Consider the following 18,832-nt stretch of genomic DNA (forward strand, 5'->3'; position numbering starts at 1 on the left):
ACATCTCATTTCACCACATCTACACGAGTTGTGAGAGTTTCCTTGTTGGTTATTAACCTCAATTGATACGCCCCGTTACCAATGGCACTGACGTCTGTTGTGAGGACATAACCGCCTGCGGCTTCTGCCTTGTTGCTGACAAAGGTCTGTACTACCTGACCCATCATATTCAACAGTTCGAGAGTGATGGTCAGCGGCTCACGGAGACCGTAATGGATCTCCATTGTGTTTTGTGTTGGGTTGGGACGGGTTGTAAGCGACGTAGAGTTCTTTGCCGAGATATACAATCGCGCGCCGCCATCGTCGCAGATTCCATTGATCTGTATTCTGCCATTTTGAGTTAATGTCTCGGCGACAATTCCGCTATTCGTCCAGCGGAATTCGTCGATGATGATCGATGAGTTGTCGGTATTGCCAAGCGTCGCAAGACATGGAACAGAAATCAATTCGTTACTCGCCGGATTGTACGTCCCTGAGAGCTCGAGCATGCAGCTATCGGCTGAACCGGAGCATTCACTGCCGTTTTGTTCAACGAAGAGTATTGATGAATTGTAGCGGATGCGGGCGAACCACTTCGTTGGTGCGCCTGTGGCCTGCAAGCCAGTTTGTTTCTGGAGTGATAATGTGAGGTTCACTCTCTCACCTGCCTGGGCTATGATATCCTGGGCAACAACAGTGGTATGAGCTGTATCCAAGCTGTTGATCGTTCCCTCGCCAAAGAGTTGCACCGTGGCAGGACTCCCTACACCATTGTACTCGAACAACAATCGTCCGCTGGTTCTACCTAAATCTGATGGTAGAAACCGCAGATCCAATTTAGCCGTATCACCTTGGGCAAGAGTGAAGCTTCCACCACCAGCAAGAGTTGAGAAGTCGAAGTCGTTTGGTCCAGCATGGCGAGTTGCGGTAATGCTCAGCGGTGCGTTACCTACGTTTTTTATAGTGATTGCGCGAATGGTGTCTTTTGCAACTCCTACCTCAAGAACGCCAAAGTCAATCACATCACTTAACACAGCAAGCGAAGGAGCAATTCCTACTCCACGAATCGTTTGTTGCAGCGTGTCGGCTTGAGTGAAGATGATCAGTTGTGCAGTTTTTGTCCCTGTTGAAGTAGGTGAAAACCGGAACTCTACGGCCCGTGAGCTGCCCGAAGGTACAGTAAATGGCGGAATGCCTGACACCAGAGAGAACTGAGAAGCATCTGCGCCTACGATCGCAATGGAGTCAACACGATATGGATAGGTGCCATCGTTGCGAGCAAAAGTCGAGACCAAAGAGTCTCGATCACTACCTACCAAGCATTGCTGCATATCTACATCTTGGCTTGCAGGAGAGGGTGCGACGATAGAGAAGACTGCGTCAGAAACGTCAGACTGCAATGGAGCTATACCAACTTCCCAAATCTTTGCAGTAGAGTCCCAGCTTGTTGTAGCAATTCTGCTGCCGTCACGGCTAAAGGCAACTTCAGTAAGATGGAGAGTATGTCCTGCTACTGTGCGAATGAGCACTCCCGTATTTGCGTCCCATATCTTTGCTGTAGAGTCATAGCTTGCAGTAGCAATTGTGCTCCCATCAGGGCTAAATGCAACGCTGCTAAGAGCGAAAGTATCTCCTGATAGTGTGCGAACAAGCATGCCCGTGTTTGAGTCCCATATCTTTGTGGTAAAGTCCCAGCTTGCCGTAGCAATTCTACTCCCATCAGGGCTAAACGCAACACCACGGACACTATTATAATGTCCTGTTAATGTCTGAGTGACAACCCCTGTGTTTGCGTCCCATATCTTTGCGGTATGGTCATCGCTTGCTGTAGCTATTTTACTCCCATCAGGGCTAAAGGCTACGCCATGAACAGCGTTAGTATGCCCTGCTAGTGTGAGAATGAATATGCCCGTGTTTGAGTCCCATATCCTGGCTGTTCGGTCATAGCCTGCCGTGGCTATGCGACTTCCGTCAGGGCTATAGGCAACACCAATATTACCACCATAATGTTGTGTTAGTGTGCTGAGGAGCACGCCAGAATTAGCGTCCCATATCTTGGCGGTTTCGTCACTACTTGCCGTAGCAATTCTGCTCCCATCAGGGCTATAGGCAACATCCAAAACAAAGTCAGCATGGCCTGTCAATGTGCGAATGAGCACTCCCGTATTTACGTCCCATATCTTCGCAGTCCTATCAAGGCTTGTCGTAGCTATTCTACTACCATCAGGGCTGAAGGCAACACCACAAACAATGTCAGTATGTCCTTTTAGTGTGAGGCTCTCTCCAATAGTATCGGCAGTGGCGGTGTTCCAACCTTGGCTTACTCTGACTAAACACTGCGCGCTTGGCGGACTTGGTACATTCTTCCATGTAAAGTTCAGCCCTGTCGCTTTGCTAGTGATTACTTTCCATGTGATGCCGTTATCAGCACTGTATTGCAATTGCACCGGATCACTGGGTGCAATTCCTGTCCATGATATCACTGTGTCGCTCCCTACTACATAGGTCTCGCCACCGTTTGGCTGCGTGAGCTTCAGGGTTGAAGCTATTTTCTTCCCCGGATAACCGCTGTTTGCACTAAAGTAGCGGGGGCATTTGTCAGTTGCGATTTCGAAACTTGCATACTTAAAACTCGAATCACTCGGCACATAACGGAGAGTAATTGTTCGGCTGGTGTTCTGCGGAATGGTAAGAGGGAAAGTAGTATTGACTACAGTAAAATCAGCAGAGCCAAATGTTCGAGTTATACCCGTTACGGTAAAGTCTGCATTTTGAGCAGTTAGCATGAGTGTTGTATCGTTTTGTGTAGCAGGTTGTCGCTTGCCAAAGGCAACATAGGACGGTGCTACAGTCAGCGAAGCAATGGCACCGGACGGCGGCGCGTAGCCTGCTTGTGATTTCTGCCCTTGCCATGTCAATTCTACGGCAGTATTGACAGAGGAGCATGGCGCTTCGCCAGTCCAGGTAATGTCACACGGCAAACTGCCTTGAGCTACTTGGAGGATTTTGTTGTACACATCCTCTGCTCCCTCTACCGTTGTTACGTTCTCGTAGGTCTGCCCGCCCGTGCGGCTAGCAATGTTCTCGAGAATGTCGGGAGCAGGCATTCCCAACGTGACGCAATACACAATGCAGCTTTGGCTGTTTGCTTCTGCAACGATGGCGCTTTCTGTTCCGCCCCCTTGTCCATCAGTAAGGAACACAATTACCTTTTGATGATTGCCTCGCTTGCTTACGATCAACCCACCAGCCATTGGATTGATGAGCGCGGCATCGTAGTCGGTTCCACCATTGGGTTTCAGGGGAGATATCGCGTTTAGTAGCTTGTCCCTATCTGTAGTGAAATCCTGATTCAGATAATTTGAGCCGTCAAAACTTGTGATAGCACATTCGCTCCTACCAAGGGGCAAACCATTGACCCATGCCCTAGCAGCAGATTTAGCCAATTCAATATTCGGCTCTGAGCCATAGCCTGAGCCCATTGAGCCACTCACGTCGATCACCAATACCACTGAGAGTGCTTTAGGCGGTTGCTGTGGCGGACATGTTATACTGGTTATCGTCCGCGGCTGACCGTTCTCCGTTAACGAAAGCTCACTTGCACTTGGTCGTTGTTGGTTACCTGCCGCATCAAAGGCCCAAATCTTTCCCGTCATCGTCGGGAATTTTGAAGTGTCAACATCGAAGAGAGTTATCGATTGAGCGTTTGCTTGATGTAAACACGCAAGGCATAGAAATGATGCGATGAGGAGTTTCATGATGGTCAACATTGCATACATCTCATTTCACTACATCTACACGAGTTGTGAGGGTTTCCTTGTTGGTTATCAACCGTAATTGATACGCCCCGTTACCAATGGCGCTGACGTCTGTTGTAAGGACATAGCCGCCTGCGGCTTCTGCCTTGTTGCTAACAAAGGTCTGTACTACCTGACCCATCATATTCAACAGTTCGAGAGTGATGGTCAGTGGCTCACGGAGACCGTAGTGGATCTCCATTGTGTTTTGTGTTGGGTTGGGACGGGTGGTAAGCGACGTTGAATTCTTTGCCGAGATGTACAACCGCGCGCCGCCATCGTCGCAGATTCCATTGATTTGTATTCTGCCATCTTGAGTCAATGTCTCCGAGACAATTCCGCTATTTGTCCAGCGGAATTCGTCGATGATGATCGATGAGTTGTCGGTGTTGCCAAGCGTCGCAATACATGGAACAGAAATCAGTTCGTTGTTCGTCGGATCGTACGTCCCTGAGAGTTCAAGCATGCAACTATCGGCTGAGCCGGAGCATTCACTGCTGTTTTGTTCAACGAAGAGTATCGATGAATTGTAGCGGATGCGGGCAAACCACTTTGTTGGCGCGCCCGTGAGCTGCATGCCTGTCTGCTTTTGGAGCGTTAATATGAGGTTCACTCTCTCACCTGCTTGTGCGAAGATATCCTGGGCAACAACCGTCGTACGCGCTGTATCCAAGCTGTTGATAGTACCCTCGCCAAAGAGTTGCACCGTGGCCGGACTCCCCACGCCGCTATACTCGAACAACAAACGCCCGCTGGTTCTGCCAACATCTGATGGCAGAAATCGCAGATCCACTTTAGCCGTATCGCCTTGTGCTAGAGTAAAGCTCCCACCACCAGCAAGAGTTGAGAAGTCGAAGTCGTTTGGTCCGGCATGGCGCGTTGCGGTAATGCTCAGCGGTGCACTGCCAATGTTCTTAATTGTGACTGCGCGAAGAGTATCCTTCACCCCTCCAACCACAAGTTTACCGAAGTCTATCACATCACTCAACACGGCAATCGATGGCGCAATTCCTTCTCCACGAATTGTTTGTTTCAACGTGTCGGATTGTGTGAACACAATCAGTTGCGCAGTTTTCGTCCCCGTTGAAGTAGGTGAGAACCGGAACTCTACGGCCCTTGAGCTGCTCGGCGGCACAGCAAAGGGCGGAATGCCCGACACGAGTGAGAACTGCGAGGCATCAGCACCCGTTATCGTAATTGAATTCACACGATATGGATATGTGCCTGCGTTGCTTGCAAAAGAAGAAATCAAAGAATCACGATCACTACCAACTAAGCATTGCTGCATATCTACATCTTGGCTTGCAGGCGATGGTGCGACAATCGAAAAGACTGCGTCAGAAACATCAGCTTGCAAAGGCTCAATATCAACGCCCCAGATCTTTGCCGTTTGATCCCAGCTTGCTGTAGCAATTCTGCTACCGTCAGGGCTAAAGGTAACGCCAACGACTTCAGAAGTATGTCCAGTTAGTGTGCGAATGAGCACGCCCGTATTAGCGTCCCATAGCTTGGCAGTTCTATCTTCGCTTGCCGTAGCTATTCTGCTTCCGTCAGGGCTAAAGGCAACGCCACGAACATAGTAAGTATGTCCTGTTAGTGTGCGAATAAGCATGCCCGTACTAGCTTCCCATAGCTTGGCGGTGGAGTCATGGCTTGCCGTAGCTATTCTGCTTCCGTCAGGGCTAAAAGCAACGCCCATAACACCATCAGGATGTCCTGTTAGTGTGCGAATAAGCGCGCCCGTATTTGCGTCCCATATCCTTGAAGTTCTATCAAGGCATGCCGTAGCAATTCTGCTCCCATCAGGGCTAAAGGCAACGCCACTAACATACGATGCATGACTTAGTGTGCGAATGAGCGCGCCGGTATTAGCGTCCCAAATTTTAGCAGTTTTGTCATTGCCTGCTGTAGCAATTGTGTAACCATTTGGGCTAAAGGCAACGCCATTAACCCAGACATTAGGTCCTGCTAATGTGCGAATAAGCGTGCCAGCATTTGCATCCCATATCTTTGTAGTAGCGTCATCGCTTGTCGTAGCAATTCTACTGCCATCAGGGCTAAAGGCAACGCCCAAAACATAGGAAGTATGTCCTGTTAGTGTGCGAATGAGCACACCCGTACTTGTGTCCCAAATTTTCGCAGTACTGTCCCAGCTTGCCGTAGCAATTGTACTACCATCAGGGCTAAAGGCAACATTGTGAACATTGTCAGTATGTCCTTTTAGTGTGAGGATCTCGCCGTTAGTATCGGCATTGGCAGCAGTGTTCACACCCTGGCTTACCCTAACTAAACACTTCGCACTTGTGGGCCTTGGTACATTGTTCCACGTGTATTGCAGCCCTGTCGCTTGGTTTGTTAGACGCTTCCACGTAGCGCCATTGTTGTGGCTGTACTCTAATGTTACAGTATCGGTCGGCGCAATGCCGTCCCAAGTGATAACAGTATCACTACCCACAGCAAAAGTCTCACCTCCATTTGGCCGCGTGAGCTTTAGTGTGGAAGCCGTTGCTTTCTTCCCCGGGAAGCCGCCGTTTGCGCTAAAGTGGCCGGGGCATTTGTCGGTTGCGATTTCGAAACTTGCATACTTAAAACTTGAGTCACTCGGCAATAAACGGAGAGTAATTGTTCGGCTGGTGTTCTGCGGAATCAAAAGCGGGAACGTTGTATTGACAACTGCAAAATCAGCAGAGCCAAATGTTCGTGTTATACCCGTTACGGTGAAGTCTGCGTTTTGAGCGGTGAGCGTGAGCGTTGTATCGTTTTGAGTAGCAGGAAGTCGCTTGCCAATGGCAGCATTGGACGGTGCTACAGTCAGCGAAGCAATAGCACCGGACGGCGGCGCGTAGCCTGTTTGTGATTTCTGCCCTTGCCATGTCAATTCTACGGCAGTATTGACAGAGGAGCATGGCGCTTCGCTAATCCAGGCAATGTCACACGGCGAGCTACCTTGAGCTACTTGGAGGATTTTGTTGTATACATCCTCTGCACCCTCTACCGTTGTTACGTTCTCGTAGGTTTGGCCGCCGGTGCGGCTTGCGATGTTCTTAAGAATGTCCGGAGCAGGCATTCCCAACGTGACGCAATACACAATGCAGTTTTGACTGTTTGCTTCTGCAACGATCGCGCTTTCTGTTCCGTCTCCTTGTCCATCCGTAAGGAATACAATTACTTTTTGATGAACGCCCCGCTTGCTTACGATCAATCCACCTGCCATTGGATTGACAAGTGCAGCATCGTAGTCAGTACCACCATTGGGTCTCAGCGGAGTTATCGCGCTTAGCAGCTTGTCCCTATCGGTAGTGAAATCTTGATTTAGATAATTGAAGCCGTCAAAACTTGTGATAGCACACTCGCTACTGCCAAGAGGCAAACCATTGACCCATGCCCTAGCAGCAGATTTTGCTAACTCAATATTCGGCACTGAACCAACGCCAGAGCTCATTGACCCGCTCACATCAATCACCAATACCACGGAGAGCGCTTTGGGCGGTTGCGGTGGCGGGCATGACACGCCAGTAATCGTCCGCTGTTGACCGTTCTCCGTTAAAGATAGCTCACCTGCACTTGGTCGTTGTTGGTTGCCCGCTACATCAATGGCATAGAACTTTCCCTTCATGATCGGGAAACTGGAAGCATCAACATCGGTCAGAGTAATCGATTGAGCGCTTGCTTGATGTAAACACGCAAGGCATAAAAACGATGCAACGAGGAGTTTCATAAAGGAGCCAGTTGGCAGATAGTACTTCTTCATCACTACTCCTTCACCGGTGTTTCGATGACTACATCCACCGTTCTGGTGTAAAGTCTGCCTTCAGGTAGATCGGGGTTGTAGGTGTCGGCATTTCCCTGCCCGGAGATGCTCACGTTGTCGCTTTGCAGACGTAGTGCATTCGCAGTGGCCTTTGCGCGACCCTCAGCAATAGTCTGGTTTGCCTTAGGGTCACCTAGTCGGTCAGTATACCCGGCAACGCTCACCGTAGAATTTGGCGCGATGTTCTTCCGAATGAGATCAATGATCGGCTTATTCGTGGATGTAATGTCGGAAGAGCGCACTTCAAAGAGAATGAGCGAATATCTGTTGATCTCTTTGTCGCCCCTTCGCTCAATCTTCTTGCGATGTATGGTGGTTTGTTCCACTGCGATCATGCCACTCGATGTCTCTGTTCTGTTGTTTGTGTCCGTCACCTGCAGTAAATAGACCATTGAGCCTTCTGAGCGAGGGTGTGAGCCTTCTTGGTCCATCGTCCAATCAAGTGAACTCGGGACGTCTCCTCTTCCTTCAAACCGTTTTACAACCATTCCATTTTGCTCTGCAGTGAGAATCCACTTTGATAGAGGTATGTCATTCTCTACACTTGGATAGAAACGTAGGATGGGTGGGTTCGCTTTTCTGAGTGTGTCCTTCGTTATGATCGGGGCAGTGATTTCGGTACTTGATGTTAGTATCTCAACTCGACGATTTTCCTGATACCCTTCTGCAGATTGAGAGAACGCAGCCTTCTCGGGAAGATTACGTGACTCAGTCTTGATCCGCACGTCTGCAATGCCCCACGTCTTTACAAAGTATTCCTTAACCGACTCAGCACGTCTTGTTGACAGTGCAAGATTGCCCCTTTCCATCTCAACGTCTGCATTGCAACCAACAAGAGTTATGGTGGCAGATGGATTCTGGCGCAATCGCTTGCCAACGATATTGAGAAGGTGATAATACGTTGATAGTCGGTCAATGCTGTTGACCCCCTTCTCATCATATTTGTTCGTCTCATCGGTATTCAGAACTCTATATCGCGAGGGGAGTGTCGAGCTATTCTCATCAAAAAAGACATAGTTGAGAAGGGGCGTCATTAGTACCGATGAAAACTCCTCTACGCGCAATGTTACTGTTGGCTTCTCTTCCCCATTTGCTTCAACACCTTTTGCTAGAACACCAACAGTAAGTAGTGTTTGTGTTGCGTCATGTCCGGACCCAATGGAGTCTACTGCAATTGGACGCACAACAAGCTGGGTATCAACGTTTTGCTTTTCTTCGATTCGTTCGATCGGTCTTTCGGGCTGTTGCGGCGATAACTTCAGCGCCAGTCCGAATCGAAAAGAATTTGTTGTCCAATCCAGATCCGACACAACCGGTGTGAGGCCAAGGCAATAGAATACTTCAGGAGCAAGAATCACTGTTGCGTTTGCATTCAACGGCACATCGTAGCTCGCTCCAGCAAGTACACCGGCAAACAGAGCCGAACTCGATGGAATAGGTTGATCATTGATCTCATTGCGCGTACTTGAGCCATTCGAGAATACTCCGTCGGAAGGGCTAACTATTGACTCTTTCTGAGAGAAGGTTTGCGTTGTTACATATGCAACCCTTGCTCCGAGATTGAGCCAAAGAGATCCGAACAGGTTGTATTGTGCGAGCGGCTCAATTCCTACATCAGCAAGCGATACGTCAACAGAATGTTCAAAGACGCCAGGTACATTGCCCGACACGACAACATTCTCTTCTCGGAGTAGCACCCCTCCCCTTGTTGAATACCCGGCTCTCAATGCCAGCCTGAGCTTCTCAGCAAGAGGAAGTTCATAGAATAGGCCAATTGATAAGCCGCCGCCACTACCGTCTTCATACAGCGGGCAACATGAAGGTACATTGGGGAATGTGCGAAAATCCGCCTTGTACATATTGAGGTTGTAATCGCCGAATACCCCATATGCCGGCCTAGCTTGCGCAAAAGCAAGAACATTGCTGACAAGTATGCAACAGACAGTGAGGCAATACCGAATTGATGTGTTCTTCATGTACACTTGTAAACTAGCATAACCACGGAATGCACCCCTGCATATACAACTCGAACCGCGGATATCTGAGAGATAGATTTGTGTACGAACATAGGGAGATTCCGCCTGACTTGACCGTCACAAACCGCACTGCTGTGGCCATTTGAGATCGTACTCCAAGGCCTCGGCAACTGCAATCTGGCATTGGGTTTAACAAGTCAGCATGCCATAGGCAGTCATCACCTATCGCGCAGCCCACGGATCGATCACCTCCAGCCCGACCGATGCGAAGGGGGCTGTGTCCCGCGTTGCAATAACGAAACCATGTGCAGCCGTGATCGCTGCGATGTATCCATCAGCAATTGATATTCCAAGACCTTGCCTTCGTGCCGTAGCTGCCATAGGTGCGTACAGTATTGCTGCATCCAAATCAAAAGAGAGTACCCGGTCCTCGAAGATGCCTGCAAGTCCGGATGCAAAGGCAGAGAGACGACTCTTTCGTTTTCCGGCGGGTAGTGCCTCCACTCCAAAGAGAATCTCTGACATCGTGATACTCGTAACGAACAACGTTTTGATCTGCTGTGCATCCGCCCACTCAACCACAGAAGGATTGGGTTCCGGCCGCATCAGCTCCGAGACAACATTGGTGTCGAGAACGATCATTCGAAGTCCATTGGCTCGTGCGGAAGCTGGTCTCGATTCTGGTCAATAGATCTTTCCAATGCCTCAACATCTGCAGCCGTAAGTCCAGCTTCAATACGCATGCGTTCAACTAATGAACCAAGCTTCATTCGGTCCGGTGTATCAACTGCCATGGCGAGGATCGCCCGCACTTCAGCTTCGGTACTCCTACCATGTTCGGCAGCCAACAATCGTAAGGCTCTATGAACCTCGTCGGGTAGATTTCGAACAGTTAGTACGGCCATCTTCAATTTCTCACAATGATGTCATTGACTGCAACTTAGCCTTTTGCTGTCATTTTCCAACACCACCCCCTCTCTTCCGTTGCGGAAGGATTCTCCAGTGAGTTCCCACTTCGCTCCGGGCACAGCATGCCGTGCCGGAAGCGACGAGGGACCTTTTACGAGTTGATGAGCGGCGGTAAGATCGGCCTCCAATCTATACGCCTGCCTCACAACACCGATGGATTTCGCTGCCACAAGGAGAACGTCAGCGCCGAAGCATATGCCACCCAGATCAGATACGGCACGAGCATGAGTCCTGCAAGTTTGTTCTTTCGCCAGAACGCGATGATCGTTGCGAGGATCAGGAGCCACGGGACAATGAGGTCAACAAAGGCGAGACTGCCGGACCGCATGACGAAGAAGAGCCAGGTCCATAGGCCGTTCAGTACAAGCTGGACACCGTATAGAGTCAACGCTAGACGTGCATCAGAGAAGCCCCCTCTTCGCCATACAAGCCATGACGCCACGCCCATAAGAAGATAGAGTACCGTCCATGCCGGACCGAACAACCATGCGGGCGGTGCCCAGAGAGGTCGATCGAGCTCCATGAAGAAACTCCCTGCACTTGCCGAAGCAAGTCCACCGGCAGCAGCAGCGGCAAAGACCAAAAGGAGACTGAAGAGCAGCCCCAGCCACTGTTGCCATGTATACGTTGTGTTCATTGGTCGCGTTTTTGCATTTCAGTGTCGGTAATGCCCCTCGACTTCGCTCGGGGTGACGTGTATTGTCGTCATGCCGAGCGGAGCCGAGGCACCACTACTTCTTCTTGAATGCCCCTTGGAATGATTCAGCAGTGAAGCCCATTGCAACGTTGCCGGTGGTAGCGTACCTGTAGAGTCCGGCTAAAAAGATCTGACCGAGCGTGCTGCTGAGGATGCTGAGGACGAGTGTACCAACAACGATCAGGGCCAATGTTGTTACGATCAGGAACGTTGATCCGAGGACAGAGAAGCCCCATAGCGCCAAGGCGGCCAAGGCCATTAAACAAAGGAAGGCAATGCCAGTTACAACACCAAGGCCAATGTTGCCAACAAGGCCCTCGCCCCAGGATTTACGGAGGAGTTGGGCTGATCGTTTCACAGCGTCGATCGGACCTAGACCTTCTGCTGCAATGACGGGAATAACGAAATAGACGGCAACTGTCCATGCCACACCAATGAACTTCATGATGATGCTGCCAACAAAACCAAGCCTCTGTTCTATTGCAGAGAGTATTGTACCAACCCCGGCCGACAGCAAGGTCCAAGCAAGTATCTGTGGGATCCGTTCGTTGGCCATGCGAATCCCATCCATCACTGTAGGATCGCCCCCTTCAAAACGCATCAGAACACACGAAACAAGAGCGGTGTTGAAGTAGATGACCACGAAGTGTAGAAGGTAGTAGACGCAAAAGCATATGGCAAGTGCCAATACCGGTCCCAACGAGATCATGGCATCACTAGAACTGTCAGCTAGAAGACTCAACACCCAGTCACCGATGGACGGAATGATAAAACCAGTGGCAATAATGAGAGCAACAATGACTACGCTTGCAAGGCTGCTCATCACCGGAAACCAGATGAGTTCAGCATCTTGACGCAGGACATTCCAGCTTTCGCGCAGAATGACAATACCGGTTTGAAATCGCATAGTTGTGCCTTTACATGTGCAGATCAGTGAAGATGCGATACATCAACATCGCTGGCCAGACAAGCGCTTTGAGAATCCCGAGTACAGCGCCCCAGAAGTCCGTTGCTTGCTGAACGTAATATATAGCGACACCAACAGTTGCAAGGAACCAGACAAGGCCCCACATCCCATCGTTGTTGATGATCACCCGTTTGTCGGAAGCCATGACGTACTCCGTACATGTGTGTGCACTTGAAAGGGCCTTCTAAAATAGCCCTCACAGTAGCGGATCAGTGCACTATCATTGAAATACGGGGCTCCTCGCCACTTCGCCCCTTCGCCTTTTCGCCTCTCGACTCCGCTCGGGGTGACGTATGCCTCTTCGCCTTTTCTCTCGGGGTGACGTTCAGTCGAGCTTGAGGATCTTAATGATGCCGCGGTTAGAGTAATTTGCCTCTGCTGGTCACGGAAGCGCTGACGTTGTTAGTAATGACAATCAAGATCTGCGGATCCGTTACTCGAAACTGGCCCGAGGAATTACTGCTAATGAATGTTTAGTAGTAAAGATGTTACCTCACTCCAACCATTGCCAGTCACGCGTACATACATTGGGCAAGCAGGCACACCATCAGCAAACACAACAACACTGGCATTGTTTGTGGACGACTGCTCAATCAAACGACCAAGGTAGTCGTAGACCTGAACCGACTTTATCAATCTCTCCTTCGCGTCAATAGCTGTCAAGTACGTACCGTGAACTTGTATGCTCGTACTCGATGATACTCTGTCTTTTTCGAGCGCTTCGGGTACATTAGTCAGTGCGCAGTCAGAAGAAAATTCAAGAATGTTGTGTTCCGAATGAGAAACAGTGTTGACACCAGTAGCCGTGTTCCTATCCATTGTTGACAATTTGCCGTCAATACTAGTCGAATCAATAAGAGTCAGAGTACTGCTGCTAGGGTCGAAACACCAATAGTGAGACTTATTGTCGGCAATGTAGAGTGAGTTGTCACTTGCAGAAGAGAATATCCCCTTAATAGAAGAAGTTGGGTCCGGAAGGCTCATCACACTCACTGAGTCGAATGGATACCATGAGTATGCAAAGGACCTAGTCGAATGAAGCGTCAGAACAAGCTTCTCTTCAAATGCAAAATGATCGGGTAAGACCCTTCGATGGCGATCAAGTACCCGTGTCCTAAGGAGCGGTACGTAATGAATGATCGGAGTTGTCATTGCGTTCTCCACGACCATTCCACCATTCTGTCCAGATAGAACAACCTGATGTTTCGATTCATCAATCTGGCCAGAACGGACAGTACCAAGTAAGGAGCAATCGATCGATGACAGACACTTGTCATTGCTGAGATCGTGTATGCAAACAGAATCTCCCTGATAGAACAGAGCTGTATTCAACTCACAGGTGAATGCTAGGCACGTGGCGTTGTCATGATTGCTAACGACAATTGTATCCAGAATCTCCAAGAGATAGTCGAATTGGTGGAGCTTGCCAGAGTTGAATCTAACAAACTCGCTACATCCCGAATTAAAGGTTAAGCTTAGATGATTGATCTCCCGACTCTTGACAATTCTCAATGCATCAAGATCTAGTGAATACGCACGCGAATACGATCCAATAATGAGGACGTGAGTCTGAGATTTGAATATTGAAAAAGGAGTCGAATTGATCGATGCGAGTCTCGGTGTCTTGCTACCGCCTAAATCCACCCACTCAGAATACAAAGAATTGGCAACTAGGAGTTTGTTTCCATCTAGGCAAAAGACGGCATCTGTTAACGATTCGAATGGACCAACATTGTCCAATTGCAAAGTCTTAAACAGCTCTCCGTTCCTCATTACGATAACGGATTCTGGTGTTGTCACTACTACCTGTCCATCTCGCTCGTCAACATCCAGCGCAACAATATTCGATTCGACACTCAATACGGCCTGAACAGTGTTCTTCATCTCGTCATAGCAAACAAGCCGCCCATTATCCATTGCAACATAGGTCAATCCACGAGGACGATCGACGGCAATGAAACGTCGTGTAAGTAGCGAGGCCGCACTTGGCAACGTGAATGAGTAGATAGTATCACAAGTGATAACTGAGCGAGCGGTCATCACCCCTCTTTGATCTATCGAATAGAACCGATCAGAAAGGCGATCTGTGAATACACGCTCTGAAACGAGACAAAGCGTGTCAATCTCCGATTGGGGACCTTCCTTAAACAAAACCCTAAACTCTCCAGAATGGCGCTGCAGATAGAGAAGGGCAGCGCCATCCAGGAGCGTTGCAACCGATTGTAAGCTATCAAGTGAATCACTGAAGACTAAGCCACTAGAATCTGTTGAATAGCCCGAGACAACTGAATTCGCGTCGATTCCATTCACAAATAAGGCGTATTGTCCCTGCGAAGAAATTCCCAATAAACCACCAAGGATACTGCTTCCATCACCCTGAGAGTTTGAGCGAATTACTTTATACGACTCATTGTCCCTAACGAATACCGTGACGCCGTCTTCAATCTGCGCGATGCTAGCGACAATGATGTGAGATCGGTCGGCTGAGAACGTACACGTTGGACTCGTCTCAGTCCAAGTAGTAACTAGCCTCTGTGCCGAGGTCTGGACATGAATCACGAAGAATGAGCATAGGACAATGATGAGAATGCGCAAGGGCTACCTCAAGATTACGACTTGGGTTGAAGTTACAAGTGAATTGCCGAAATCAGACACAACAAAGTATGAGCCGGCACTTAACTTCGATACATCAATGGTGTGCGCATAGACCTCACCGGCCATACGTGCAAAGTGGACTATTGAGCCTGACGTAGATTGGACAATCTGCACACTACGAATGGGTCGGTCTGCCTCAACATTAAGTGTTGTAGATGCTGGGTTCGGCGATATACTGCAATGAGCGTATTGATTTGCGTCTTCAGTGCAACCGGCAGCCATGTCGCCAATACTGACAACAGGTCGCCGAAGTTTCACACTGACATTGCCGGGGCTTAGTTGTGAACTGCCATCTCGATGAGAGAATCTTAGGCGGCCATACTGAGTAATCATTTCATCGTTGATTAGCAGGTACCTTCCACCCATCATTTCAGCCTCTCTAATGATCGCAATCGAAGTCCACTTGCCTTTGTTGAAATAGTCAACTGAAGTGATATCAGATGATACATAGATTCTGTCACCGCAATACAGCACCTCGCCAGCAACTGGAAACACTGAATGGTTCGCCTGACCACTACCGGGAATAGGAATCAGAAATGCGATAGCGACGCAAAGTAGGACGGTAGTACACGATGTGTGAAGCATAATATGTCTCCTTGAATTGTCCATGGATACACGTATCGGGAGGAAGGTGTTTATTGATCTTCCTCCCATATACGCCCTAGTTGTTAGTAAAGCAAAACCCTCCTACTCAGACTGACCTTGTATTGAATGTCGTACAAGTAGTGGTCCATTGTATGAACGCGATACATGTAGTTGACATTGTTAGCCTGCGATCTAGCATTCCATAGGTTGTTGGCGAACTTGTGATTCTCCTTTCCGGAGTGAGTAGCACCCATAGCATCATTGTCGCCATCACCGTATCTCGTCCAAGAATCCCAAAACCCGAGCATAAACTGGCTCACAAACATCTCAATCGCACTCGTTGGATCCAGTGTTGAAAAACCAACTTCGAGCAGAGCACGAGCAGGATCCTTCGCCGTTTCATCCTGGTCATCATCGACCATCATCGCACCAACAAAAAAGGCGCTGCTGCCACTTCTTGGATACAATGTGGAGAAGTTGTCGTTAACATCATACCATTGTGGCCCATTAACGTCGCCCCTGTCCCATTCCAAGAATTCAGGATCACCGACAACCAGCCGATCTTCATCTGGCATCATGTATCCATGAGACAATGAGAGATCTGTTCGTGGGTCTGGGTTACCCGGGAACGGAATAAACAACTGCCAGCTGATATCCCACCAATCCCCAAGTGTCCATTTTGTATCGACGCTGAGCCACTGAACGTCAATAGCTGGAGGCGAAACTATAATAACGCCACTACCAGGGTTTTCCAAAGGAAGGCCACCGGTCGCTTCACTCGATCTAATATCTGCATCCCAGTTGATGCGCACGCGCCCGCAGCTAAACGGAATCAATCCGTCGGCGGCGACAAGATTCAAAGATGCTGTACTTGTGGAGTATTGGCTTGGTGCCTGTTGATATGACCTTTTTCCTTCGAAGTCATAACGCTCAACATCCTGTCCCCATAGAGAACTCGTTGGGAACGAATAGCCATTGTTGTTAGGTTCTGCATCAACTGGATGAGTGAACTCAACGAACACCTCTAGTTTTGTATCTGGAGATGGGTCAATGAATTCAGCACGATAGCGATCTAGCTTGAATATATCCGGTTCTCCTAACTCATCAATCTCGACTGAACGTAGCGCTATGGCATTCTGATTTTCACCCATATTAGCAAGGCCATAAGAACGGAGTAGAAGTCTAGTGGCGAGGAATGCATTCATTCCCCATAGATAGGCGTGATCCCTGTCCTGGTCCATAACAAATTCGATACGGTCTTCATCGGGTGTCTCAACGAGTTCAGCTTGATATGTATACCCTGAGGTGTTAAGCCATCCGTGTCGTTGAATATGTGTCGCGGTACGATCGGTTGCATCGATATCAGGGTGCGAAACAACTTCTTCATTACACGGATATATCTCCTCTAGCACCCATAATGTGAAGTCACTATTGCGAGTCCAATCATGATATGGATTTTTGGGCATTCCCGTCGGACTCCGCTTGACATCCTGACGTGGTCGAATAATCTTGCTACCATCAACAGACCACATTTCTGTACGTAGCGTAAAGCGCTTGTGACGAATGTGTATGAAGACAAACTTATCACAGTCGAGAACCGTTGTGGAAACGGGAATAGTTATAGTCTGACCAACAACAGGACCATCATAGCAGTCCATCGTACCTTGAACTAACTGACCATCGATTGTTGCGCCCGCAATCTCATAACAATCGTCGTACAGCGTGTATGTCACCATGTAGTTCGTGATAGGAATTTGTTGCTGAATATTACCCTGTCCGCTATAAGGTGTAACGGCAGCCAGCACTGGGTTGGAGATACCAAAGGCAAGATTTGCCGGTTGCTTCGGAACAAACTCAACTTCATAGTTATCCGGCCAGTGATTACACTTCCATCCATCAACAAGTACGGTTATCTTGTGATTATTGCAGATCACCGGGTCGAAATCACCGTCGATTACTCTCTTCCAGGGAGGATTTGTCCACGGATTGTTTGTCACGACGTTAGCGTGCGGGCTTGTCAACCCATTGATGGCACTGTAGGTGAGCGATGTCCACTGGTTGAACCGGTAACCCAGGTTCGGCAATGCATTAAGGTATAGAGCATTAGATCGGCCGCGACGCACTGTATAAGTGTTGCCGCCAAGAGAATCAAGAAATCCGGATACCTTGACAGTGCCCATGGATGTGTCTGTACTGGCAATCTGGAACGTGTCGATCGGGATGAGATTAAAAACGGCTGTGGGCTGTAGAAAGTCCATCATACCACAGGTAAATATGAGGTCAATAGAATCAGAAGTATTCCCATCGATTGAACTATCTGACGGGAATATCCAATGTGAAAAATAGAAGTTGTCGAATTCTGAAGGAACGCGAAATCGAACAGTATCCCCGGATTCAACCGGAAAGCCTCCATAGGAACCAAAAGACGTGACTAAACCTTTGGGCATGGTAATCGAGGTGTCAGAACAGATCACTTTTGGATAGAAGAATGAGACTTTGGGCACGCTGAAGGGGAATTGGAAGTTAGTTGTGCTATCACCATTGAGCAAGCTGATGTTAGCCTCGATAATGTACGAATCACCTGGTATCAAGGTATCGATCGACAATGTGAGTGATGTACTGTCACTACTGTATGCCACATCATACCCAATGGTGTCATAGGAGTATGTTACAGATGCTGAATCGACAAGAGTGTGAGATGCAATACGAAGGACCGTAAAGAGATCACTTCCTCCTACTGTATGATAGGGCACCTTCTTACTGAACCGAAACCATGGTGATTCGTCGCAACGTAATATCTCAGTATCATCCAAAGACGTGAAGGTAAGCGCGTTCGCGGGATCAGCGGATCGGAAAGTGGCAACAGTACTATCAACCATGATCGTGTCATCAGGTGTTGCAGTGGTATCAACTACACGCAAATCATGAACGAGTATTGTGTAGTCTGTTGAAAAGAGAAACTGCCCTGAGTCTAGCGTAAATATCACAGTTGTATCATCAATAATCATCGTCGTTCCGCTAAGGCACAAGTCACGAAGTGAGGAACGATCATTGTGCAGTGAATCATAGAGTATCGTTGGGACTATGTAGATGCAGGCATGCCGGTTCGGGATTATAGTATCTCTTCTGGGGATTGTATCAAGAATTGATGTGGGGTCGATTGGCAAGTCTGTATGTATCTCGACCTGAGTGAAAGTAAGTGCTATCGTACTACCACCCGTGGGTGAGGTAATGGTGATTGCCTGTCCACGTGTTTCTTGAACAAGACATATCAACAGCAGCAGCGTTGTCGTAACGCCAAGTCCCTTCCAGATCATAAAACCTCCGGTTTGACGGTGTGAAAGTTAGTCCACAGCGGACTACTAGTTAGGTCGTGCAGGAATAGTGATTAATACA

At 48.8% G+C, this 18,832-nt stretch carries 10 protein-coding genes; all 10 read right to left on the bottom strand.

The window, feature by feature from the left end:
- Positions 1-5: 5 nt before the first annotated feature.
- The 10 genes from IPI29_04200 to IPI29_04245 all read right to left on the bottom strand — a co-directional run bounded on the left by IPI29_04200 (position 6) and on the right by IPI29_04245 (position 18,753).
- Positions 6-3,737 carry a choice-of-anchor D domain-containing protein gene (locus IPI29_04200; GenBank protein MBK7411739.1) on the bottom strand — a complete coding sequence of 1,244 codons (3,732 nt, stop codon included), beginning with the start codon at positions 3,735-3,737 and terminating at the stop codon, positions 6-8.
- Between the two features lie 22 nt (positions 3,738-3,759).
- Positions 3,760-7,527 carry a choice-of-anchor D domain-containing protein gene (locus tag IPI29_04205; protein ID MBK7411740.1) on the bottom strand — a complete coding sequence of 1,256 codons (3,768 nt, stop codon included), beginning with the start codon at positions 7,525-7,527 and terminating at the stop codon, positions 3,760-3,762.
- 2 nt (positions 7,528-7,529) lie between these two features.
- Positions 7,530-9,563, bottom strand: coding sequence for an OmpA family protein (locus tag IPI29_04210; protein ID MBK7411741.1), 2,034 nt, complete (start codon positions 9,561-9,563; stop codon positions 7,530-7,532).
- A 222-nt stretch (positions 9,564-9,785) separates the two neighbouring features.
- The gene (locus tag IPI29_04215; protein MBK7411742.1) at positions 9,786-10,205 is read right to left on the bottom strand and encodes a type II toxin-antitoxin system VapC family toxin; all 420 of its coding nucleotides are present in this window, start codon (positions 10,203-10,205) and stop codon (positions 9,786-9,788) included.
- The gene (locus IPI29_04220; protein MBK7411743.1) at positions 10,202-10,468 is read right to left on the bottom strand and encodes a hypothetical protein; all 267 of its coding nucleotides are present in this window, start codon (positions 10,466-10,468) and stop codon (positions 10,202-10,204) included. Before IPI29_04220 ends, IPI29_04215 begins: the two co-directional genes overlap by 4 nt.
- Before the next feature lie 206 nt (positions 10,469-10,674).
- Positions 10,675-11,169: a tryptophan-rich sensory protein gene (locus tag IPI29_04225; protein MBK7411744.1), complete on the bottom strand. Its 495-nt coding sequence runs from the start codon at positions 11,167-11,169 to the stop codon at positions 10,675-10,677.
- Positions 11,170-11,263: 94 nt separating this feature from the next.
- Positions 11,264-12,136, bottom strand: a complete 873-nt coding sequence (locus IPI29_04230) for a hypothetical protein (GenBank protein ID MBK7411745.1) — start codon at positions 12,134-12,136, stop codon at positions 11,264-11,266.
- A gap of 10 nt (positions 12,137-12,146) precedes the next feature.
- Positions 12,147-12,341 carry a hypothetical protein gene (locus IPI29_04235; protein ID MBK7411746.1) on the bottom strand — a complete coding sequence of 65 codons (195 nt, stop codon included), beginning with the start codon at positions 12,339-12,341 and terminating at the stop codon, positions 12,147-12,149.
- Between the two features lie 317 nt (positions 12,342-12,658).
- Positions 12,659-14,542: a hypothetical protein gene (locus tag IPI29_04240; protein MBK7411747.1), complete on the bottom strand. Its 1,884-nt coding sequence runs from the start codon at positions 14,540-14,542 to the stop codon at positions 12,659-12,661.
- Positions 14,543-15,519: 977 nt separating this feature from the next.
- Positions 15,520-18,753 (bottom strand): hypothetical protein, encoded by a 3,234-nt coding sequence (locus IPI29_04245; GenBank protein MBK7411748.1) that lies wholly within the window; start codon positions 18,751-18,753, stop codon positions 15,520-15,522.
- Positions 18,754-18,832 lie beyond the last annotated feature (79 nt).

This window comes from Ignavibacteria bacterium, assembly GCA_016707005.1.
In the GTDB taxonomy this organism is placed as follows: Bacteria; Bacteroidota; Ignavibacteria; order Kapaibacteriales; family Kapaibacteriaceae; genus UBA10438.

What these genes read in the sequence shown, in the direction of transcription:
- IPI29_04200 (MBK7411739.1), bottom strand. Translation starts at nt 3,737, where the DNA reads ATGAAACTCCTCATCGCATCATTTCTATGCCTTGCGTGTTTACATCAA.
- IPI29_04235 (MBK7411746.1), bottom strand. Translation starts at nt 12,341, where the DNA reads ATGGCTTCCGACAAACGGGTGATCATCAACAACGATGGGATGTGGGGC.
- IPI29_04210 (MBK7411741.1), bottom strand. Translation starts at nt 9,563, where the DNA reads ATGAAGAACACATCAATTCGGTATTGCCTCACTGTCTGTTGCATACTT.
- IPI29_04230 (MBK7411745.1), bottom strand. Translation starts at nt 12,136, where the DNA reads ATGCGATTTCAAACCGGTATTGTCATTCTGCGCGAAAGCTGGAATGTC.
- IPI29_04205 (MBK7411740.1), bottom strand. Translation starts at nt 7,527, where the DNA reads ATGAAGAAGTACTATCTGCCAACTGGCTCCTTTATGAAACTCCTCGTT.
- IPI29_04215 (MBK7411742.1), bottom strand. Translation starts at nt 10,205, where the DNA reads ATGATCGTTCTCGACACCAATGTTGTCTCGGAGCTGATGCGGCCGGAA.
- IPI29_04220 (MBK7411743.1), bottom strand. Translation starts at nt 10,468, where the DNA reads ATGGCCGTACTAACTGTTCGAAATCTACCCGACGAGGTTCATAGAGCC.
- IPI29_04245 (MBK7411748.1), bottom strand. Translation starts at nt 18,753, where the DNA reads ATGATCTGGAAGGGACTTGGCGTTACGACAACGCTGCTGCTGTTGATA.
- IPI29_04225 (MBK7411744.1), bottom strand. Translation starts at nt 11,169, where the DNA reads ATGAACACAACGTATACATGGCAACAGTGGCTGGGGCTGCTCTTCAGT.